The sequence below is a fragment of the Candidatus Omnitrophota bacterium genome (assembly GCA_034717435.1).
Classification (GTDB): Bacteria; Omnitrophota; JAUWXU01; order JAUWXU01; family JAUWXU01; genus JAYELI01.
This window is the reverse complement of record JAYELI010000013.1, coordinates 1-17,877: the sequence shown is the minus strand read 5'-3', so window position 1 is coordinate 17,877 and position 17,877 is coordinate 1. Positions and strand designations below refer to the sequence as shown.

Sequence of the window (17,877 nt, the reverse complement as noted above, 5' to 3'; positions counted from 1 at the left end):
ATAATACCTCTTAAAGTTAGAACAAAATATTATCACATGAATCCATGTTTGTCAAGTTTTAATAATTAAAATGTTATTTAAAAATTAAAAGTGCACAGTTTTAGAGCGATTTAAGTTTTAAAAGTGCACACCTTAACCGAAATTAAAAATAATAACGCTAAAAAGGTCATTCTGAGGCCGAAGGCCGAAGAATCTCAGAAAACACGGTTTTATGGGAGATCCTTCGGTCGCCCTTCGGGAATACTCAGGACTTCCTTCGGTCGCTTACGCTCCCTCAGGATGACACCTACGCTTACGCTCCCTCAGGATGACACCTATCTTAAAAAGAACAAGATTAAGGACTTGGGGAGTGTGCAGTTTTAAACTTTAAACTGTGCACTTTTAATTCGTAGATAACACCCTTTATTGCAGCTTTTTCTCAAATCGGCACTAAGTCTTCTATGGTTACAATGCCGATGTTTTTGTTATTTTCACTGACCAGCGCCATAGATTCTTTTTTGGACTGAAGCTTGTAAAATACATCATCCACTATTTCCCCGGCGCTAACAGCAAGTATCGGCCTGATAAACTCGGTTACCTTAAGGTTATCGTTGGTCTCAAATAGAGTATCCAATATATTTACCAAACCGACAATGTTAGACTGTTCCTGCCTATAAACAGGAAACCTGGAAAAGCGCGTTTTCCTGGCCAGGGTCTTTAGTTCACCGACAGTAGACTCAGAAGAAAGGGAACTTACCCGATTAAACTCAACTATAATCCTTTTAACCTTGGTTCGGCCAAGGTCAAAAATCTTACGGACTATCGAACTCTCGTAAGAACTAAGAACACCTTCTCTTTCTCCTTCGGCTATCAGGTACATTAATTCTTCCCGGTTTACAAATGGGTCTTTTTTAATTTTTTCCTTCCGGCGAAAGGGAATCAATATCAGATCCGTCAGGAAAGTAACTATTACAATAACCGGATAAAGAACTCTTGAAATCAGATTAAATACTCCGGCCAATTTAAGAATCAGGGTATTTGCCCGCTGTCTGAACAAGGCCTTGGGAATCAACTCACTAAATATAAGGGCGACCGGCGTCATGATCAGGGTTACCATTAACCCGCTTTCGGCTCCCAATAAACGATAAACGAGCAAGCTAAGCAGGGCCGTACCAGCCACCTGGGATACATTATTCCCTGCTAAGGTAGTGATCAGAATATCCCGGGGTTGTTCTAAGAATTTCTGGACCTGTATCGCTGAAGGATGTTTTTTTTCAGCCAGGAGTTTTAATTTTATTCTATTTACAGAAAAAAAGGCTATTTCGGAACCAGCAAAAAACGCTGCCGAGGCCAGGCATAATATAATAGAAAATACTATCCACAAAATGGTCATTTTTCCTTTAATTTCAGGATGGTAACCTTATTAATCCTTCTTTTTTTAACATCCTCTATTTTAAATTGTAAGTCGCGATAATTTAATTTTTCCCCGGTTAAGGGAATATGACCGAATAAACTTAAGAGCAGCCCGCTAAGAGTCTCACCCCTGTCAAGAGGTAAATGAAGCCTTAATTCCTCGTTGACGTCTTTAATGCTTAATTTACCGCTGACCATAACAGTCTGCTGGTCAAGATGCTCTATTGGTTTTTCCACTTTGTCATATTCGTCATAAATTTCTCCGACTATCTCTTCTAAGATATCTTCTTTGGTTACCAGGCCTGCTGTTCCGCCGTATTCATCGATTACCGCAGCCAAAGTCAGTTTTTTAGCCCGTAATTCAATCAGCAAATCATCTATTTTTTTAGATTCAGGAATAATCGCTACCGGCCTGACAAATTTCTTAAGGTCCCGGTGAGGCGAAAGCATAAAATCTTTGGTTAATATAATTCCGATAATATTATCCAGAGAGCCTTGATATATCGGTATCCGCGTGTGAAGGCTGTCTTTCATCAGGTTAGCCAGCGTATCCCAGGAAGCTCCTATGTCGCAGGCCACGATATCCGTCCGGGGAACCATTATCTCCTGAACTTCCCTTTCTCCGAACTCCAGCAGGGACTCGATCATGTCTTTTTCTTCCCTCTCCAATACGCCTTGTTCCTGGCTGATAGAGACCAGGTTTTTCAGCTCTTTCTGGGTCACGAAGGGTTTTTTTAATTCTATGTCCTTGATAAACAAAGACAGAATGGAATCGCTAATTGCTCCAAGTACTTTCCTAACGGGGAATATTATTCTGGCAAACACTTCCAGGGGCTTTGCGCAAAAAGAGGAAAATTTCTCCGGATTTTTAATCGCCAGTAATTTAGGGGTGACTTCCCCGAAGACCAACAACAAAAAAGTAACCACTGCGATAGCTACCCCTACACCCTTATTACCCAGAAGCCGCATCAATAAAAACGTTGCTGTTGAAGCAAAGCCGATGTTAACTACCATATTGCCGATAAGAATCGTAATTAGTGTCCGGCGGGGAAAATCCAAAAGATGGGAAATTACCTTTCCCTTTCCGGGAGAAGAGATACTGATCTTTCTAACATGCAGTTTATTTAAAGAAAAAAGAGCTGCCTCTGAGCTTGAAAAAAAAGCAGACAAAGCCAGAAAAATCACCAGCAGTACGAGTTGGATCATTTACTCTCTATCCTTCTTCTGTCTTTAATGTAATTGCTTCCGGACAAAGATTTTGCATAGCTTTTGAGCTCAGCCCCGATTTCTCCTACCTCAGCCAGGTGTTTTATCTTTTTTTTCTCGCTGGTCATTACCCCGATAGAAATTGAGATAAACAGGACCTTACGCTTACGGCCTTTCCTGTCCTTTATAACCATATATCTTCTCTTCTGATCTTCCGGGGTATAAAACCGGCTAATGCTAACATCAAAATCCCTGATAATCTGCCGACAGATATCATCTACGACCTTTAACGCGGCAATCAGCACAAAATCATCTCCACCGACATGACCGATGAAATCATCCGGACTTCCTTTTTCTCCAACCGCCCTGATTAATATCCGCCCGGTTTCACGAATGACTTTATCACCTTCTTCAAATCCGCGATGGTCATTAAACGCCTTAAATTTATCAAGGTCCACATAGCCCACTGCAAAAGGCACATTGCCTTTAATGCGCTTTTCCAATTCCCTTAAAATAGAGACGTTGCCCGGGAGCCTGGTCAAAGGATTGGCATCCAGGTCGCGTATACTTCGGCGCAATATCATCTTGACCCGGGCAACCAGTTCCCGGGGCTCAAAAGGCTTAACCAAATAGTCGTCAACACCGGCATCTATCCCCTTGATCTTGTCACTTAACTCTCCCTTGCCGGTCAGCATAATAATAGGCAGGTGTTGGAGAAGGATATCTTTTTTTAATTTCCGGCAAACTTCTATTCCGTCTAATTCGGGCATTTTGTAATCCAAAACAACTAAATCCGGCGAACAACCATATACCTTCTCCAGCGCTTCTTTCCCGTTTGTTGCTTCTATAACAGTATAATTTTCCCCGTTTAAAGTTATTTTAAGAAAATCTAAAATGTCCAATTCATCGTCAACGATTAAAATCTTTTGTTTAGTCATTGGCTGCCTGCGTCTTTGGCAGGGTAAAACTAAATGTAGCTCCCCTGTCCGTTTTACTTTCCACCCAGATTTTGCCCTGGTGGGCTTCGATAATCCGTTTAACCAGCGCCAGGCCAAGGCCGGTTCCTTTTTTCTGCACATTTACAGGATTATCCGCCCGGTAAAACTCATCAAAAACTTTTCCTACCTCTGCCGGGCTAATGCCGATACCTGTATCAGCCACATCAGTTTGAATGCAGCCGCCTTTATCAGACATAGTGACAGTTATCCTTCCTTTATCAGGAGTGAATTTGACTGCATTACTCAAAAGATTGGTTAAAACCCTTTCTAACTGATTTCTATCGGCCCGGATATAGTCAAGTCCGCTAGAGACATTAACGCTTAAAACCAGCCCTTTTTGTTCCAGTTGGGGATTTAAAATATCAACAACCCCGTCAATGACAGCTTTAATCTCAAGCTGTTTTATCTCCATATCAACCCTGCCTGATTCTATTCTCGAAATATCCAGCAGGCCGTTAATCAAGCTAATCAAGATGTTAGAATGTTTATTAATTTTGTTTAATCTTTCTTTTTGGCCGGGATTGAGTTTGCCTAATTTTTCGTCAATCAGGATAGATACATAACCTTTGATCGAGGTAAGAGGAGTGCGAAGCTCATGGGAAACCGCAGAGACAAAGTTGGATTTCATCCGGTCTAATTTTTTTAATTCTTCGTTGGCCATGGCCAGTTCCTTAGTCCTTTGCTTTACCCTGGTTTCCAATTCTTGACGGGACTTCCAGACCTTTCTGTAAAGCCTTGTGTTTTCCAAAGCTACTGCTATCTGGTTAGCTAAGGTAGACAGCACCTCCAGATCCCCTTCGGTAAGTTTTGTATAAGAAAAGCTGTTTCCGGCAAAGATACATCCAATAGCAACTTCCTTAACTACTATCGGCGCTATCAGACAGGAAGAAACCTCAAGTATCTCTGCTAAGTGTTTTTCTTCCCGCCCTGCCAAATGAAGGGTACTGATTAACTTTGTTTTACCTTCCTTTAGTATCTGGCCGATTATGCCTTTGTCGATTATTTCAGCTTTGATATTTTTAAGTTTGTCCGGCTGATAGCCGATCTCTGCCTTGCAGATTATTTTTTCTGACTCTTCTTCGACAACAAATATAATACCCTTCTCAAAACCTAACTTGAAAATTAAAGAACCGGTAATAAAGGTAAACAATTCGTCTTCGCTAAAAGTTACGCTAATAGTCTTACCCAGTTCATGCAGTGTATAAAGCCCCTCGATCTTTTTATCCAGCTCCTCTTTGGTCCTGGTTAGCTCTAAGTCGGTTTTAATAATTATCTTGGCCTGCCCGTCCAGCTCATCATAAGCCGATCTTAATTTAACCAGCTCTCTTTCGGCACCTTCTCTCTTAGCCCTCTCCCCTTCGTTTATTGCCGTCAAATAACAAGCGACCATAACCAGAATAATGCCTCCCAACAGCCTTACTTCAAGTTCGGAAAATAATCCGATAAGAGTCACCATTAATATTGCCAGTAAAACCACTAATTTAATCCTAATTGGCAGCGGCTCACTCATCTTTTTCACCTATTGCGATAACAACTATCGATTCATTGTGAAAATACGATTGTCCGATATTCTTCTCGGCCCTTAACGGGGCCTGCTCTCCGTAACAGTAAAAACCGATCAGGGGAACATTCCAGCCTAATATGTCCTTAACAGCATCTATCTCCAGGCCATTACGCCGGCCAAGCAGCTTACTACGGGAAATGGAGTCAAAAAGAATCACGAATTTAATCCGGGAGTTTCCGATATTTGCCAGGGCCCGGTTTGCCGCATTCTTAGCTGCCAAAATTATTGATTGCTCGCTGCCGATCATAAGCCTGACCTCCGAACCCTGCGGTATCTCTCCGGCGCAAATCAGTTCTCCCTGCCTGTTTACCCGAAGAGCGTTTCTAAGCAAATACTCATCTTCTCCGGGAATAGTCATTCCTAAAGGGTACATCGTGGTCATCCTGGGCAACGGCTCTTTGTCGATCAGATTCTCCACTGCCTTATCAAAGTATTCCTGATAAATTTCAATTGCCGGCTCACCATCGATTTCTTTAATAACGTTGGCTTTTGCCTTGGTAACCCTTCTTAATTTACCCACCGGGCACCACCCATGCCTGACCCCGATGCCGACACTGATGTCTCCGCTGAACAATACTCCCGGCACCGCATCAACAAGAATCTGCTCATTATAATATTGGGTCGTTTCCCGGAATAAAAAATCGTCTCCGGCGGAACCGCCGACAATAGGAAAACTGGTGCCTAAAACTTCCTGGATTCCCCTGATAACATCGGCAGCATTTCCTTTTAATCCATCAGGCATCATCATAAAAAAGTGCCTGTCCTGACTCGCCGAAACACCAGCCTGTCTTGCCGCTTCCTGGCCGGCTTTGCGGGCTTGGCTGCTAATCTCTTTACCCAGTCCAATAGTGCATTTTAAGGTATCGCTTTTTATAGTTAAAACTGCTACCGACCTTTTATCCGGGCCATCGTTAGTGATCTCTCCTGCGGAACTACAGCCAACCAAAGAAGACCCGCCGACTACAGATCTGACTCCGTTCAACATCTGTTCCTGATCAAAGATAACCGAAGAAAAAACGATTGTCAGATCAGGCTGCATTGACTTCGCCTTCTCCGTGGCCTTATTGGCAGCATCCCTGCCCGCCTGGTAGGGATCCAATCCTTTACCGGCTCCAACACCGACCTGAATCGACACCTTTTATCTCCCTGCTAAATTGTTAAACTGTTAAACTGCAAAATACTAACGTTAAAAAACATCAGCGGTTACAAACCTGTTTTATTAATAAGGAGTCAGCAATTTAGCCATTTAGCAGTTTAGCAATATAATTTGTTCTTGACTATGTAATTCCGAACTGCATCGGGTACCAAATAACGTATTGATTTTTTAGATTTCAATCTCTTACGAATATCGGAAGAAGAAATATCGACAGGTGCTATTTTTATCAGCCTTGTCCTGCGGGGGATATTCTTAAGAGGATAATCCGGCCGGGCTGCTATAACAAACTCAGCCAGTTTAAAAATCTCCTTTTTCTCTTTCCAGAAGGATAATCGGCCCAGGCAATCAGAACCAGTTATAAAAAAAATCCTTTGCTTAAGGCCAAATTTCTCTCTAAGCCGTCTTAAGGTATCTACCGTATATGACCTGCCTTTACGAATAATCTCCAGCCTTGATGCCTCAAAAAGAGGGTTAGAGAAGGTAATCAGTTTTACCATATGATAGCGTTGTTCGGCCGTTATTTTGCTTTTGAGTTCTTTATGGGGAGGCAGATAAGCAGGAATAAATATTACTTTGGACAAGCCCAGCTGTTCAATAGCCCCTTCGGCCAATATTAAATGGCCGATGTGAACCGGATTGAACGTTCCGCCCAGAATGCCTATGCGCATAACAAACTTCCCCAAAACTATTAACATTAAATCCTAAATCCGAAGCACTAAAAATGATTACAAACAATACAAGAACTCAATGAAATACTACCAAATTCAAATACTACAAAATCCAAAATAAATCCAAAATCCCAAATCCAAATCCTATCCTGCAATTTGGGATTTTGAGTTTGGGATTTATTTGGTAGTATTGGTAGTGTTTGGATTTTGGATTTGTAATTTACCTTGGTCATTTAAGTTTATTTTCTTACCTGCCCATTCCCCAGTATTATATACTTATAAGAAGTCAGCTCTTTTAAGCCCATCGGTCCGCGGGCATGAATCTTATCGGTTGATATTCCTATCTCCGAGCCCATTCCGAATTCCCCCCCATCAGTAAACCGGGTAGAGGCATTAACATAAACAGCTGCGCTATCAACCATTTTTAAAAAACCGAAAGCGGTTTTCGAATCAGCGGTTATAATTGCTTCAGAATGGCCTGAACCAAATTCAGTAATATGTTTTATGGCCTGATCTGCCGAAGAAACCACTTTGACCGATAATATCAAATCAAGATATTCCTCGGACCAGTCCTTTAAAACAGCCTTTTTTGCTCCTTTAACAATCTTTCTGGTTATTTCGCATCCCCTGATTTCAACACCTGCTTTTTGAAGCTTACCTGCCATAGAAGGCAGGAATCTATCAGCAACCTCCTGATGGACCAAGAGCGTTTCCACTGCATTGCAAACTCCCGGACGCTGGCATTTGGCATTAAAGCAAATGTGCTCAGCCATATTCAAGTCAGCATACTTATCCACATAAATGTGGCAGATGCCCTTGTAATGCTTAATTACCGGGATGCGCGAGTTACGGGTTACTTTTTTAATCAGGCCTTCACCACCCCGGGGAATAACCAGATTCAGATATTGATCCATTTTAAGCAGAATATCTACAGCCTGATGAGAGGTGGTCTGGATAAAAGAAATACTTCCTTTCGGCAGTCCGTTTAAATGACAGACCGCCGACAGGATTTTCCAGATAGCAGTATTAGAATGGATGGCCTCTTTACCCCCGCGCAGTATCACGCTGTTGCCTGATTTTAAACAAAGAGAACTGCATTCTGATGTTACCTCCGGCCGGGATTCATAGACTATCGCGATAACCCCCAGGGGCACCCTTACCTTTCCAATGATCATCCCGTTAGGCCTTTTCCAGATATGGATTATTTCTCCGACTGCATCGCCTAGTTCAGCCACCTGCGCTATGGCCTTACTCATTTTTAAGATACCGGAACGGCCAAGCATCAGCCGGTCGATAAATGCCGGAGAAAGGCCGTTTCTTTTTGCTGACCGAAGGTCCTTTTTATTGGCAGCTAAGATCAACCCTGCATTTTTCCTTAAAGCCCCGGCCATAGCCGACAATGCCTTATTTTTAACGCGGGTTGGCAGGTTGGCCAGCATTAGCGAGGCCTTTTTTGCCTGTTGAGCTATTTTTAAAATATCTGTTTCTATTGACATTGCTGCCTCTATTTTAAATTGTTAAATTGTTATAAAAAATTTGTATTTTAAAAATTTAGAGTATAATTCTCCAGCTTAACAGTTTAGCAATTTAGCCATTTAGCAATTTATAGTATCACCAAATTATTCCGATGGATGACCTCGTCATAATATTTATAGCCCAGTACTGATTTAATCCCCGAAGTCTTAACCCCTTTGATTTTTAAAACTTCGTCCTTTGAATAATTAGATATTCCCCGGGCAAATTCCTGTCCCTGATTATCTAAAATTTTGACTATATCTCCGGGTTTAAAGCCGCCGGCTGCCCCTATTATTCCTCCGGCTAACAAACTCTTTCCTTTTTTTGTCAAGGCCTGTCCGGCTCCGGGATCAATCTTAATCTCTCCTTTGGATACAGCAGAATAAGCTATCCATCTCTTTCTGGCTGCCATTTTATCTTTTGCCGGTAAAAATACCGTGCCTATTGGCTGACCGGCGACTACCTTTATCAAAACATCCTTTGTCCTTCCGTTAGCGATAATCATTGGAATGCCTGACTTGGTTACTGTCTTAGCTGCCTGAAGTTTTGTCCGCATTCCTCCTACACCTACGCCGGAGGAGCTCCGGACCTTACCTTCAATTTCAGGCGTAATCCGATCAACTACAGCCAGGACACCCTTTTTTCCTTTATCGTTTAAAAGACCGTCAACATCAGAAAGAACTATCAATAAATCAGCGTCTACCAAGGCAGCCACCAAGCTTGCCAAATTATCATTATCCCCGAATTTTATCTCGTCTGCGGATACTGTATCGTTTTCATTGATAATCGCAAGTACCTTACGGTTGAACAAAGTGGAAATGGTATTGCGGGCATTAAGATACCTCTCCCGGTTATTTAAATCCTCGGCAGTCAAAAGAATCTGAGCAGTCAAATAACCCTTTAGTTTAAAAAATGAATCATAGACTTTCATTAACTGGCTTTGCCCGACGGCTGCGGTAGCCTGCAGCAAAGGAAGCAAGCTGGGCCTGGATTTCATCTCCAGCAGCCCCATTCCCGCGCCAATAGCACCTGAACTTACCAGAATAATTTCAAAGTTTCGGTCAAGCAGGCTGGAGACCTGAAAGACCAGCTGTTTAATCTGAGGCTTATCCAAAAGATTGTCCCGTCCAGTCAAAATAGCAGTTCCCAGTTTAATTACTATTCGCCTGGTATTGGAAAACAATTTTTTTCTGCCGTCGGATTTTCTTACTATTACCATATACTAACAACCTTTTCGCTCAAGAGCTGCTTTAACCTGTCTATCCCTTCATTAGTTAAGGCCGAGATAGCACAAACTTCTTTATTAACCCCGGACCTAAAACTGTCAAGATTGGCAATTGAGCCGGTCAGATCCATCTTGTTGGCCACAATAATCTGAGGCTTGTCTTTCAAGCCGGAACCGTAAAGCTCTAATTCTTTATTTAAAGATACATAACTCTTTAACGCGCCTTTTGGGTTGTCAACAGACATATCGATTAAATGAATCAGCAAATTGGTCCTTTCGATATGCCGCAAGAAGTCGTAGCCCAAGCCCCTGCCCTGATGCGCTCCGGAAATTAAGCCCGGGATATCACAGACAACAATATTTTTAAAATCTTCGCAAACCAAAACGCCAACAGCCGGTTCCAGGGTAGTAAACGGGTAAGAGGCGACCTTTGGCTTTGCATTTGAAATCCGCGATATCAAAGTAGATTTACCGCTATTGGGAAAACCGATTATCCCAACATCGGCTATCAATTTCAACTCTAACTGTAACTGCCTGGCTTCTCCAGCTTCTCCTTTCAAAGCCGGACCGCGGCTGCTGTTTCCCTTTCCGCCTTTTCCTCCTTTAGCGACCCTCAGCTCCTCGCCGGACTTTACCAAATCGCCCAAGATAAATTTGTCTTTTCCGGCATCGCAAACAACCGTACCCCGGGGAACGCGGATAATGCTGGATTGGGCATTTTTACCTGTCTTATTATTACTGCCTCCGTGCCCTCCGGATTTAGCCTTAAAATGTTTCTTGTAACGAAAGTCCAATAAAGTTCTTAAATTTTTATCGACTTTGGCAATAACGTCTCCGCCCCGGCCGCCGTCACCTCCATTGGGTATCTTAATTTTTCTGAATCTGCCGGATCTAAAGCTATCGCAACCGGATCCTCCGTCACCTGCCTTGACAAATATCTTTCCCCGGTCAATGAACATATTCTACCTTTTTTAATAAACATCTTAAAACTATTGCCAAACTGTTAAACTATACTTACGGTCTTCGGTTTTTTGAACTGGACAACGCCATCCCGAAGGGCAAAAAGGGTATCATCTCTGCCCCTTCCGACATTAATCCCCGGCATAAATTTAGTGCCCCGCTGTCTGAGAATAATGCTGCCTGCCTTTACAGACTGACCACCGTAAAGCTTTACCCCCAGCCGTTTAGAGCGGCTGTCCCTGCCGTTTCTGGAAGAACCTAATCCTTTTTTATGCGCCATAACCTACCTCCTATGTGTTAGCCTGTTAGCCTGTGAGCCGGTTCTTAGGTATTCAATAAATATACGTACAAACTTTTTTATTAGTATTGTTTTTTCAACTGGCTCACTGGCTCACTGGCTCACTGGCTAACCGCTATGCTTTTCACCTCAAGCTTGGTCAGCTCCTGCCTGTGCCCCACTTTTCTTCTTGTCGATTTCTTCGCGCGGTACCTAAAGGCAATTGTCTTTTTTCCGCGCAAATGAGCCAGGACCTCACAGTCCAAAGTGGTATTCTTTAAAAACGGTTTGCCGATAGCAATTTCCTTGCCATCATGAACCAAAAGAACTTCTTTTAGTTGAATTCGGCTTCCTGCTTTTTTATTCAATCTTTCGACTTCTAACACGTCGCCTTTCTTAACCTTGTACTGCTTACTGCCGGTACGAACTATGGCATACATTCCTGCCTCCTTCTTCTATACACAGATTAACTGTGAACTGTGAGCTTTTTAGCTCATAGCCCAAAGCTCATAGCCCACAGCTCACATCACTGTCTACTTTTTCCGTGTTCTGTTTTACTATCCTATCTTAACCTCTTCAAGATGAAAATCCTTGTTCTCTTCAATTATTATCCTGGTCCTGAATTTTTTCTCCAAGTAAATTATCGATCCTCTATCCTCATTTAAAAGCCTTCTTGCTACCTGAGGATGGGTTTTAATAACAACCGCTCTCTTAGGCGTGTTTCGAGAATTCCGGAGAAACGCTTCAATCCGGCGCGATGTTTCAATAGCTATGCTGATTATTGACTTGACAGAACCGCTTCCCTGGCAATAAGGACAGGGCTGATAAAGCACATCGGCCAAGGAAGGACCTGTTCTTTGTCTGGTCATCTCTACCAGGCCGATATCTGAGACAGGTAAGACTTCGATCTTTGCCTTATCGCGGCTAAGAGCCTCTTTTAAAATCTTGATTACTTTCTGGCGGTTCTTGCTCAAGTCCATATCAATAAAATCTATTACTATTATACCGCCGATATTTCTTAACCGGGCCTGCCTGGCAACTTCAGAAGCAGCCTGGCAATTTGTTTTAAATACCGTGTCTTCCAGCTCCTTTTTGCCGGTAAAACGACCGGTGTTTACATCTACGACTATCAAACCTTCGGTTTGTTCTATTACTATATGTCCGCCGGACTTAAGATAAGCTACCGGCTTAAATATTTTATCTATCTCCTGCTTCAGCTTATACTCTTCGAACAATAAGACATTACCCCGGTAAAACTTTATCTTGGATAAATAGAAAGGCAGGAGTGTTTTCACAAAACGAACTATCCTTTTATACTCATCCTTGCGGTCTACCAATACATGGGTTATATCCTCAATAAGCCTGTCCCTGACTATTTTTAATACAAGATCCAGCTCGCTATGCACCAGCGCAGGTACCTTGGCTTTTCGGGATCTTGCGGTTATCCCCCTCCAAAGGTTAGCTAAATATTTAACATCCCTGCTGAGCTCCTTTTTGGTCTTCCCCTGGGCAACGGTGCGGATAATAAACCCCATACCTTTGGGCGGTTTAAGTTCCTTTAAGAGTTTTTTTAAACGATTTCGCTCTGTTTCGTTTTCAATCCTTCTGGAAACGCCGATATTTTCTTCCCCGGGCATTAAAACCATATTTCTGGAGGGTAAACTAATCCGGGTAGTAAGCCTTACTCCTTTAGTACCGATTGGCTCTTTGATAACCTGCACCAGTATCTCCTGGCCCTTGTGAACCACATCCCTGATGCTCAAATCTTTTTTCGGCGCAGCTTGACCAGGCTCTTTATACTCTTCCGGAAGGCTCAGGGCATCTGATACATAAAGGAAACCGTCCTTTTTCAAACCCAAATTCACAAAGGCAGCTCCCATGCCGGGAACTATGGTTTTGACCTTGCCTTTATAGATATTTCCAAAAATGCCTTTTGATTCCTCTCTCTCGATGTAAAATTCTTCCAGGGTCTTATCTTCTAAAAGCGCTATTCTTTTTTCTTTATTGTCAGCGTTTACTAAAATCTCTTTAAGCATTATATCGTTGTTTAATATCCAATTTGATTACACAGATTTTTTAAAAAGATTACACAGATGACAGCAAAGCTGTCATTGCGAGGCTGGCGGAAGCCAGCCGAAGCAATCTTCTTACGAGGAGACTTCACACTCCCCTTACGGAGAGGCTTTGCACTCTCAAAAAGAGATTGCCACGCCTCACCTTCGGTGAGGCTCGCAATGACGTTTCTGTGTAATCTGCTTTTATAATCTGTGTAATCATAATTTATTTTATTCTTCCAGCAGATCTTTTATCTCCGTTATCTCTTTTTTAATTTCCTCAAGCTTTTTTAACATCTCCATGTTTTCGCGGTGAAGAGTCCGGGTTGTATTCTGAAGCAGCCTTACGGTCATATGCGCCATATCTCCCTGATAGGATTCGAATTCGCTGGCGCTATCGAAATCCTGCTCAAATCCTGCCCGGACTATCCCGGTTCCGGCAACAATAATACAGAGCAGTAAGGCAAACGGGAATATTAATAAAGTTTTATTCATTTTAGACTCCTCCTACTTTTAAATCGTTAAATTGCTAAATTGATAAACTGCTAAATTGATAAACTGCATAACCACTTAGCCATTTAAGAATTTAGCAATTTAACAATCCCAGCCTATTTGTTCTTTTCTTCAGGAATAACCCGGGATACGGGTGGGATCGGTCCACCTACTCATTAACGATGTAACCGCCGGGCTTAACAATATGAGCGGTAATGAATATAAGCAGGTCTATCTTTTCAATATCTGTTGTCCGGCGCTGGAAAAAAAGACCGAGAAGAGGAATCTTCGACAAAAACGGAACACCGATTACACTGCTGGCTGTTACATCTTTCAACAACCCGCCGATCACAATGGTATCGCCGTCGTTAATCAAAAGCTGGGTCTCAGCCTCACGGGTTATAATAATGGGATACTGGGATATATCTTCCCCCTGGCTCTTTCCGGAGACCGTCGCAGTATAAGAGGTAACCGAAGGGTGAACAATCATATTGATTTGATTATTTTCACTAACCTGGGGAACCACATTCAGCTGAATCCCGATATCCTGATAATAATCCAAAGAAGTAGTCAATACCCCTTCTTCAACCTCACCTTTTAAGATAGGAAACTTCTCCCCGACCATTATGGTCGCTTCCTGATTATTTAATGTCATAATTCGCGGAGCAGAAAGAATATCAGCATCCACGTCTTCTTCCAGGGCGTGGAGAATAGCCCGGTAATCGGTCCCTAATATTTTTTGATACATCAAGGTAAACCCGCCGGTAAAACCGGTAGCAGCATCCCACATTCCGGTGATGTCGGCAGACCCCGGGTTAAAGCCAGACGGGGTTACCGATAGGGGATTTGATTTGGCAGTAAGCTGACCGCCGGTCTCGCCAAGAATCGGCGACCAGCCATCCTGTCCGCTTCCGAACTCCAATCCTAAGTCTTTTAGATAGTCATGCTTTACTTCTACTATTTTGGTCTCGATTAAAATCTGCCTGGGCCTCACGTCAATTTTAACGATTATTTCTTCAATTCTTTTCAAATAAGAAGGTATATCGCTTACTACCAATATCTGCGATCTTACCATCCTTTCGTCTTCTTCCCTTTCTCTTTTTGCAAACTCGTCGGCTCCGAATGTCCATCCCTTCTGGCCTTTTTCTTCTAAAACAGTTATCGTGCCCCGTGATGAAACCTGGTTCTCTAAAACCTTTTTAGCATCTCCGGCGTCTAAATACTTAAGCCTGAAGACCTTGGTTATTATCGCTTCCACCTTGGCCAGTTCCTGCGCTGCCTTTTTTTGGGCGGCTAATTTTTCAAGGGTAGAAACGGTAATTATACTGCCATCCTGCTCATAACCAAGATCATGGGTGGTCAGGATAACATCCAGCGCCTTATCCCATAGCACATTAATCAATCTTACGGTAACCGTTCCTTTTACTTCCGGGCCGGCTACGATATTTATCCCGCTTTTATAGGAAATGGCCCGCAAGACGTTACGGATATCGGCATCTTTAAAATCGATCGTAATATGTCCCGGAATCATCTTTTGTCCAGCCTCTGTTTCAATCTCAACATCCCGGCCCGCTGCTGAGGCAGCAGGGGTTGGGTCTTCCTGAGCCAGAAGGGGCTTTCCGATAAATCCGGCCAGTAGTAAGGCGACACCTATTAGGGCAATTTGAAATGCCGTTTTATTCATTATCTATTTCCTCCGTGATTAGACTAACGGTGTAATCTTCCTGATCCCTTGTAAAAATAACAGAACTCTTTTTTATTTTACTCAGCGTAAAACCGCCGATATTTTCTCCCTCTTTGATAATCTCGCCATTGATTATCGCCAAAGAACCTGCCGGGGGGTCAAAGATTACCCCTTCCAGATTCATTCCTTTAATGGATCTTACCTTCTGCGAAGTTAAAAATTCTACTCCTTCTCCTATTAACGGGATAAACGGATCGCGCTTGTCTTTACTGCCATACTGAAAAGCCCCTGTCTCGGCAGTGTAACCAAACTGGATTACCGGCAGCAATATCACTGTTAGGCACCAGGCACCAGACACCAGACACCAGACTTTTTTAAAAATTCTTTTATAAAAAATTCTGTCCATCATTTACTCTTTTACCAAAACAAAAGCGCTGACGATAATCCTGACCGTGTGCTTACCCGGATCCCGCGGATCAAAATTTACTTTTAGAGATTCTATTTTCATCAAACGGTCCGAACTTTCTATCTGGTTAATAAACCTGGCCAATTGGTGATAGCCGGATTTCATATCTATCTGTATTGGAATTTCATCATAAGCACTTTTTTTAGGATCATCCTTGGATTTTTCTAATTCTAATTCTTTAATCCCGATTATCTTGATCTGCTCCCGCGAGGCAAGCCCGGAAAGCTGGTTCAATATCGAGGCGATTTCCTTTTTGGCGGGCAGTCTTGTTTCATATTGCCCGACCTGCTCTTTTAACTCAGCGATCTCACTCTTAAACTTGCCGGTATTGGCTATAAGATCATCAGCTGCGATAATCTTTTTTCTAAGCACTGCTGTCTGCGTCAGAGCCGTGCCTAATGCAGCCACCTTCGGGGTTAAAAAGAAATAAAAATAACCCGCCAGGATGATAATCATAACCAGAAAAGACAGGATGAGAAGCTGACTTTTTTCCTTGCTCAGTTTAGTTATGTCTATTTTATTCATCTTTTTTTTCTTCTTTTTTAAATTGACAGGTCAGGCTAAACTGCATTGCTTCCACATCGCCAATTTTTATCCGGTGGATTGGCCCTAACTTTATACTTGCAAATTCGTTATAAAAAATGCTATCCTGTTTAAGATTCTTCATAAACAAAGTAACTAAATTAATCATTTCCTGCTTTTTATAAGGGATAGCCATGCCGTCCAGGGTTAGAAACCCCGAACTGCCTGTTTCTTTGAAAGAAATATCGGTCAACCATACCCCGTTGGGGATTAAATCGCTGATCAGGTTCAATTTTTCTGCCCAGAAAAACTTGCGCCTGGTCAGTTGATCGATTATCCGCTCTTTTGATCTGAACCGCTTAACTCCTGTTTGCAGTTTAAATGCCTTTTGTTTGGAAAGATTTTTCTGCTTTAGCTGGCCGCTCAACGTTTTAACCCGGCCTTGATAGTGACTGAGAACAGCCAGTAAAATAAAGCTTGATACAATTAAAATTACCACAATGCCTATTCCGACAGGCAAAAGGGGAATTTCGGGAATTTCTCTTTTTCTTTTTCGTAAGTTCTGGGGCAAAAGATTTATCTGGATCATGCTTTTCTCAACGCCAACCCAACAGCCACTGTTAATTTATCTGAGACAGCAGACAGCTTTTCCTTATCGAGACCGGGATCGATTTCCAGGCCTTCTACGGCATTCCAGGGCCTAATCTCCAATTTCAAACTTTCCTTTAGAGAATCTCTCAGGCCGGCGAGACCGGAGGATTCGCCGTTTAGAAAAACCCGGTCAATCCCTTTTTCAAACTGGCTTTCATAATAATCAAAAGAAAGGTGGATCTCACTCAGCAAATTTTCAACATTTAGGTTGTCTCCCCCGATCAGGATATCTCTGGTAAAACAGGAGGTATTGCCCTTTAATATATTTATGCTGGAAAGCTCTTTTCCCAAGTTAAGAAGGGCAATGGTCCCGGTAACCTGCCGGGGATTATTCGCCTGAAAGGCGTTTATTATTGCAAAGGAATCCACGTCGATCAGGGTAGCCCTAAGCCCTGCTTGTTCGATAAGGCTAATATGCTTATCAATCAAGTCCTTTTTAGCCGCTACCAAAAGCACCTTCATCTTGCCTTGAGAGCCCTTATCCAGAATCTGGCAGTCCAATACTACATCGTCAATATTAAAAGGGATATACTTCTCTGCCTCAAATTTAATAGCGCTGTTTAACTCATCCTTAGCCATCTGGGGAAACTCGATATATCTGACTATTACTTCCTGGCCGGCAACAGAGGTATTTACTTCCTTGGAAGTTATCCCGGCATTATCCATTGCCTTTTTAATGGCATCTCCTAAATCTGCTTTAGCTTTTGTATCTTTTAGCGGCTCAAAACCAAAATGCAAGAGATGGTATTTCTCATTCTTTCCAGCCATTTCAGCCACACTTATGCCGGAAGAGCTAATATTCAAGCCGACGTTCGCTTTTAACTTCTTTGACCTCAAAGGGTTGAACATAATTTAAATAACCTCTTATTGTTCATATAGTAATACCATTTCGCGATTTTGTCAAGCACAAAAGTGTAATTTGTTATTTAAAAATTAAAAGTGCACAGTTTTAGAGCGATTTAAGTTTTAAAAGTGCACACCTTAACCGAAATTAAAAATAATAACGCTAAAAAGGTCATTCTGAGGCCGAAGGCCGAAGAATCTCAG

Annotated in this window: 18 protein-coding genes; all 18 read right to left on the bottom strand. The window is 42.4% G+C overall.

The window, feature by feature from the left end:
- Window positions 1-418: 418 nt before the first annotated feature.
- A complete protein-coding gene (locus U9Q08_00710) occupies window positions 419-1,372 on the bottom strand; it encodes a CNNM domain-containing protein (protein MEA3328253.1) in 954 nt (317 codons plus the stop codon).
- On the bottom strand, window positions 1,369-2,598 hold the full coding sequence (locus tag U9Q08_00705; protein ID MEA3328252.1) for a hemolysin family protein: 1,230 nt from the start codon (window positions 2,596-2,598) through the stop codon (window positions 1,369-1,371). Before U9Q08_00705 ends, U9Q08_00710 begins: the two co-directional genes overlap by 4 nt.
- Window positions 2,595-3,536, bottom strand: coding sequence for a response regulator (locus tag U9Q08_00700; protein MEA3328251.1), 942 nt, complete (start codon window positions 3,534-3,536; stop codon window positions 2,595-2,597). The genes U9Q08_00705 and U9Q08_00700 overlap by 4 nt, the downstream gene beginning before the upstream one ends.
- Window positions 3,529-5,106: a GAF domain-containing sensor histidine kinase gene (locus U9Q08_00695; protein MEA3328250.1), complete on the bottom strand. Its 1,578-nt coding sequence runs from the start codon at window positions 5,104-5,106 to the stop codon at window positions 3,529-3,531. The genes U9Q08_00700 and U9Q08_00695 overlap by 8 nt, the downstream gene beginning before the upstream one ends.
- Complete coding sequence (locus U9Q08_00690; protein MEA3328249.1) at window positions 5,099-6,295, bottom strand: FIST N-terminal domain-containing protein; 1,197 nt, start codon at window positions 6,293-6,295, stop codon at window positions 5,099-5,101. The genes U9Q08_00695 and U9Q08_00690 overlap by 8 nt, the downstream gene beginning before the upstream one ends.
- A 119-nt stretch (window positions 6,296-6,414) precedes the next feature.
- Window positions 6,415-6,984 (bottom strand): nicotinate-nucleotide adenylyltransferase, encoded by a 570-nt coding sequence (gene nadD / locus U9Q08_00685; protein MEA3328248.1) that lies wholly within the window; start codon window positions 6,982-6,984, stop codon window positions 6,415-6,417.
- Between the two features lie 239 nt (window positions 6,985-7,223).
- Complete coding sequence (locus U9Q08_00680) at window positions 7,224-8,480, bottom strand: glutamate-5-semialdehyde dehydrogenase (protein ID MEA3328247.1); 1,257 nt, start codon at window positions 8,478-8,480, stop codon at window positions 7,224-7,226.
- 107 nt (window positions 8,481-8,587) lie between these two features.
- Window positions 8,588-9,718: a glutamate 5-kinase gene (gene proB, locus U9Q08_00675; protein MEA3328246.1), complete on the bottom strand. Its 1,131-nt coding sequence runs from the start codon at window positions 9,716-9,718 to the stop codon at window positions 8,588-8,590.
- Entirely contained in the window at window positions 9,712-10,683 is a 972-nt protein-coding gene (obgE, locus tag U9Q08_00670; protein MEA3328245.1) for a GTPase ObgE, read from the bottom strand. The genes proB and obgE overlap by 7 nt, the downstream gene beginning before the upstream one ends.
- 44 nt (window positions 10,684-10,727) lie before the next feature.
- On the bottom strand, window positions 10,728-10,964 hold the full coding sequence (gene rpmA / locus U9Q08_00665) for a 50S ribosomal protein L27 (protein ID MEA3328244.1): 237 nt from the start codon (window positions 10,962-10,964) through the stop codon (window positions 10,728-10,730).
- Between the two features lie 119 nt (window positions 10,965-11,083).
- The gene (rplU, locus tag U9Q08_00660) at window positions 11,084-11,401 is read right to left on the bottom strand and encodes a 50S ribosomal protein L21 (GenBank protein MEA3328243.1); all 318 of its coding nucleotides are present in this window, start codon (window positions 11,399-11,401) and stop codon (window positions 11,084-11,086) included.
- 117 nt (window positions 11,402-11,518) lie between these two features.
- On the bottom strand, window positions 11,519-12,997 hold the full coding sequence (locus U9Q08_00655; GenBank protein ID MEA3328242.1) for an Rne/Rng family ribonuclease: 1,479 nt from the start codon (window positions 12,995-12,997) through the stop codon (window positions 11,519-11,521).
- 249 nt (window positions 12,998-13,246) lie between these two features.
- Window positions 13,247-13,510, bottom strand: coding sequence for a hypothetical protein (locus U9Q08_00650; GenBank protein MEA3328241.1), 264 nt, complete (start codon window positions 13,508-13,510; stop codon window positions 13,247-13,249).
- A 166-nt stretch (window positions 13,511-13,676) separates the two neighbouring features.
- Entirely contained in the window at window positions 13,677-15,191 is a 1,515-nt protein-coding gene (locus U9Q08_00645; protein ID MEA3328240.1) for a hypothetical protein, read from the bottom strand.
- Entirely contained in the window at window positions 15,184-15,600 is a 417-nt protein-coding gene (locus U9Q08_00640) for a hypothetical protein (GenBank protein MEA3328239.1), read from the bottom strand. The genes U9Q08_00645 and U9Q08_00640 overlap by 8 nt, the downstream gene beginning before the upstream one ends.
- Complete coding sequence (gene pilO / locus U9Q08_00635; GenBank protein MEA3328238.1) at window positions 15,601-16,182, bottom strand: type 4a pilus biogenesis protein PilO; 582 nt, start codon at window positions 16,180-16,182, stop codon at window positions 15,601-15,603. It abuts the gene before it with no gap.
- A complete protein-coding gene (locus U9Q08_00630) occupies window positions 16,175-16,768 on the bottom strand; it encodes a PilN domain-containing protein (protein MEA3328237.1) in 594 nt (197 codons plus the stop codon). Before U9Q08_00630 ends, pilO begins: the two co-directional genes overlap by 8 nt.
- Window positions 16,765-17,679, bottom strand: a complete 915-nt coding sequence (gene pilM, locus U9Q08_00625) for a type IV pilus assembly protein PilM (protein ID MEA3328236.1) — start codon at window positions 17,677-17,679, stop codon at window positions 16,765-16,767. The genes U9Q08_00630 and pilM overlap by 4 nt, the downstream gene beginning before the upstream one ends.
- Window positions 17,680-17,877 lie beyond the last annotated feature (198 nt).

Coding starts and splice junctions, on each gene's coding strand:
- U9Q08_00710 (MEA3328253.1), bottom strand. CDS start 1,372: ATGACCATTTTGTGGATAGTATTTTCTATTATATTATGCCTGGCCTCG.
- U9Q08_00705 (MEA3328252.1), bottom strand. CDS start 2,598: ATGATCCAACTCGTACTGCTGGTGATTTTTCTGGCTTTGTCTGCTTTT.
- U9Q08_00700 (MEA3328251.1), bottom strand. CDS start 3,536: ATGACTAAACAAAAGATTTTAATCGTTGACGATGAATTGGACATTTTA.
- U9Q08_00695 (MEA3328250.1), bottom strand. CDS start 5,106: ATGAGTGAGCCGCTGCCAATTAGGATTAAATTAGTGGTTTTACTGGCA.
- nadD (MEA3328248.1), bottom strand. CDS start 6,984: ATGCGCATAGGCATTCTGGGCGGAACGTTCAATCCGGTTCACATCGGC.
- U9Q08_00680 (MEA3328247.1), bottom strand. CDS start 8,480: ATGTCAATAGAAACAGATATTTTAAAAATAGCTCAACAGGCAAAAAAG.
- proB (MEA3328246.1), bottom strand. CDS start 9,718: ATGGTAATAGTAAGAAAATCCGACGGCAGAAAAAAATTGTTTTCCAAT.
- obgE (MEA3328245.1), bottom strand. CDS start 10,683: ATGTTCATTGACCGGGGAAAGATATTTGTCAAGGCAGGTGACGGAGGA.
- rpmA (MEA3328244.1), bottom strand. CDS start 10,964: ATGGCGCATAAAAAAGGATTAGGTTCTTCCAGAAACGGCAGGGACAGC.
- rplU (MEA3328243.1), bottom strand. CDS start 11,401: ATGTATGCCATAGTTCGTACCGGCAGTAAGCAGTACAAGGTTAAGAAA.
- U9Q08_00655 (MEA3328242.1), bottom strand. CDS start 12,997: ATGCTTAAAGAGATTTTAGTAAACGCTGACAATAAAGAAAAAAGAATA.
- U9Q08_00650 (MEA3328241.1), bottom strand. CDS start 13,510: ATGAATAAAACTTTATTAATATTCCCGTTTGCCTTACTGCTCTGTATT.
- U9Q08_00645 (MEA3328240.1), bottom strand. CDS start 15,191: ATGAATAAAACGGCATTTCAAATTGCCCTAATAGGTGTCGCCTTACTA.
- U9Q08_00640 (MEA3328239.1), bottom strand. CDS start 15,600: ATGATGGACAGAATTTTTTATAAAAGAATTTTTAAAAAAGTCTGGTGT.
- pilO (MEA3328238.1), bottom strand. CDS start 16,182: ATGAATAAAATAGACATAACTAAACTGAGCAAGGAAAAAAGTCAGCTT.
- U9Q08_00630 (MEA3328237.1), bottom strand. CDS start 16,768: ATGATCCAGATAAATCTTTTGCCCCAGAACTTACGAAAAAGAAAAAGA.
- pilM (MEA3328236.1), bottom strand. CDS start 17,679: ATGTTCAACCCTTTGAGGTCAAAGAAGTTAAAAGCGAACGTCGGCTTG.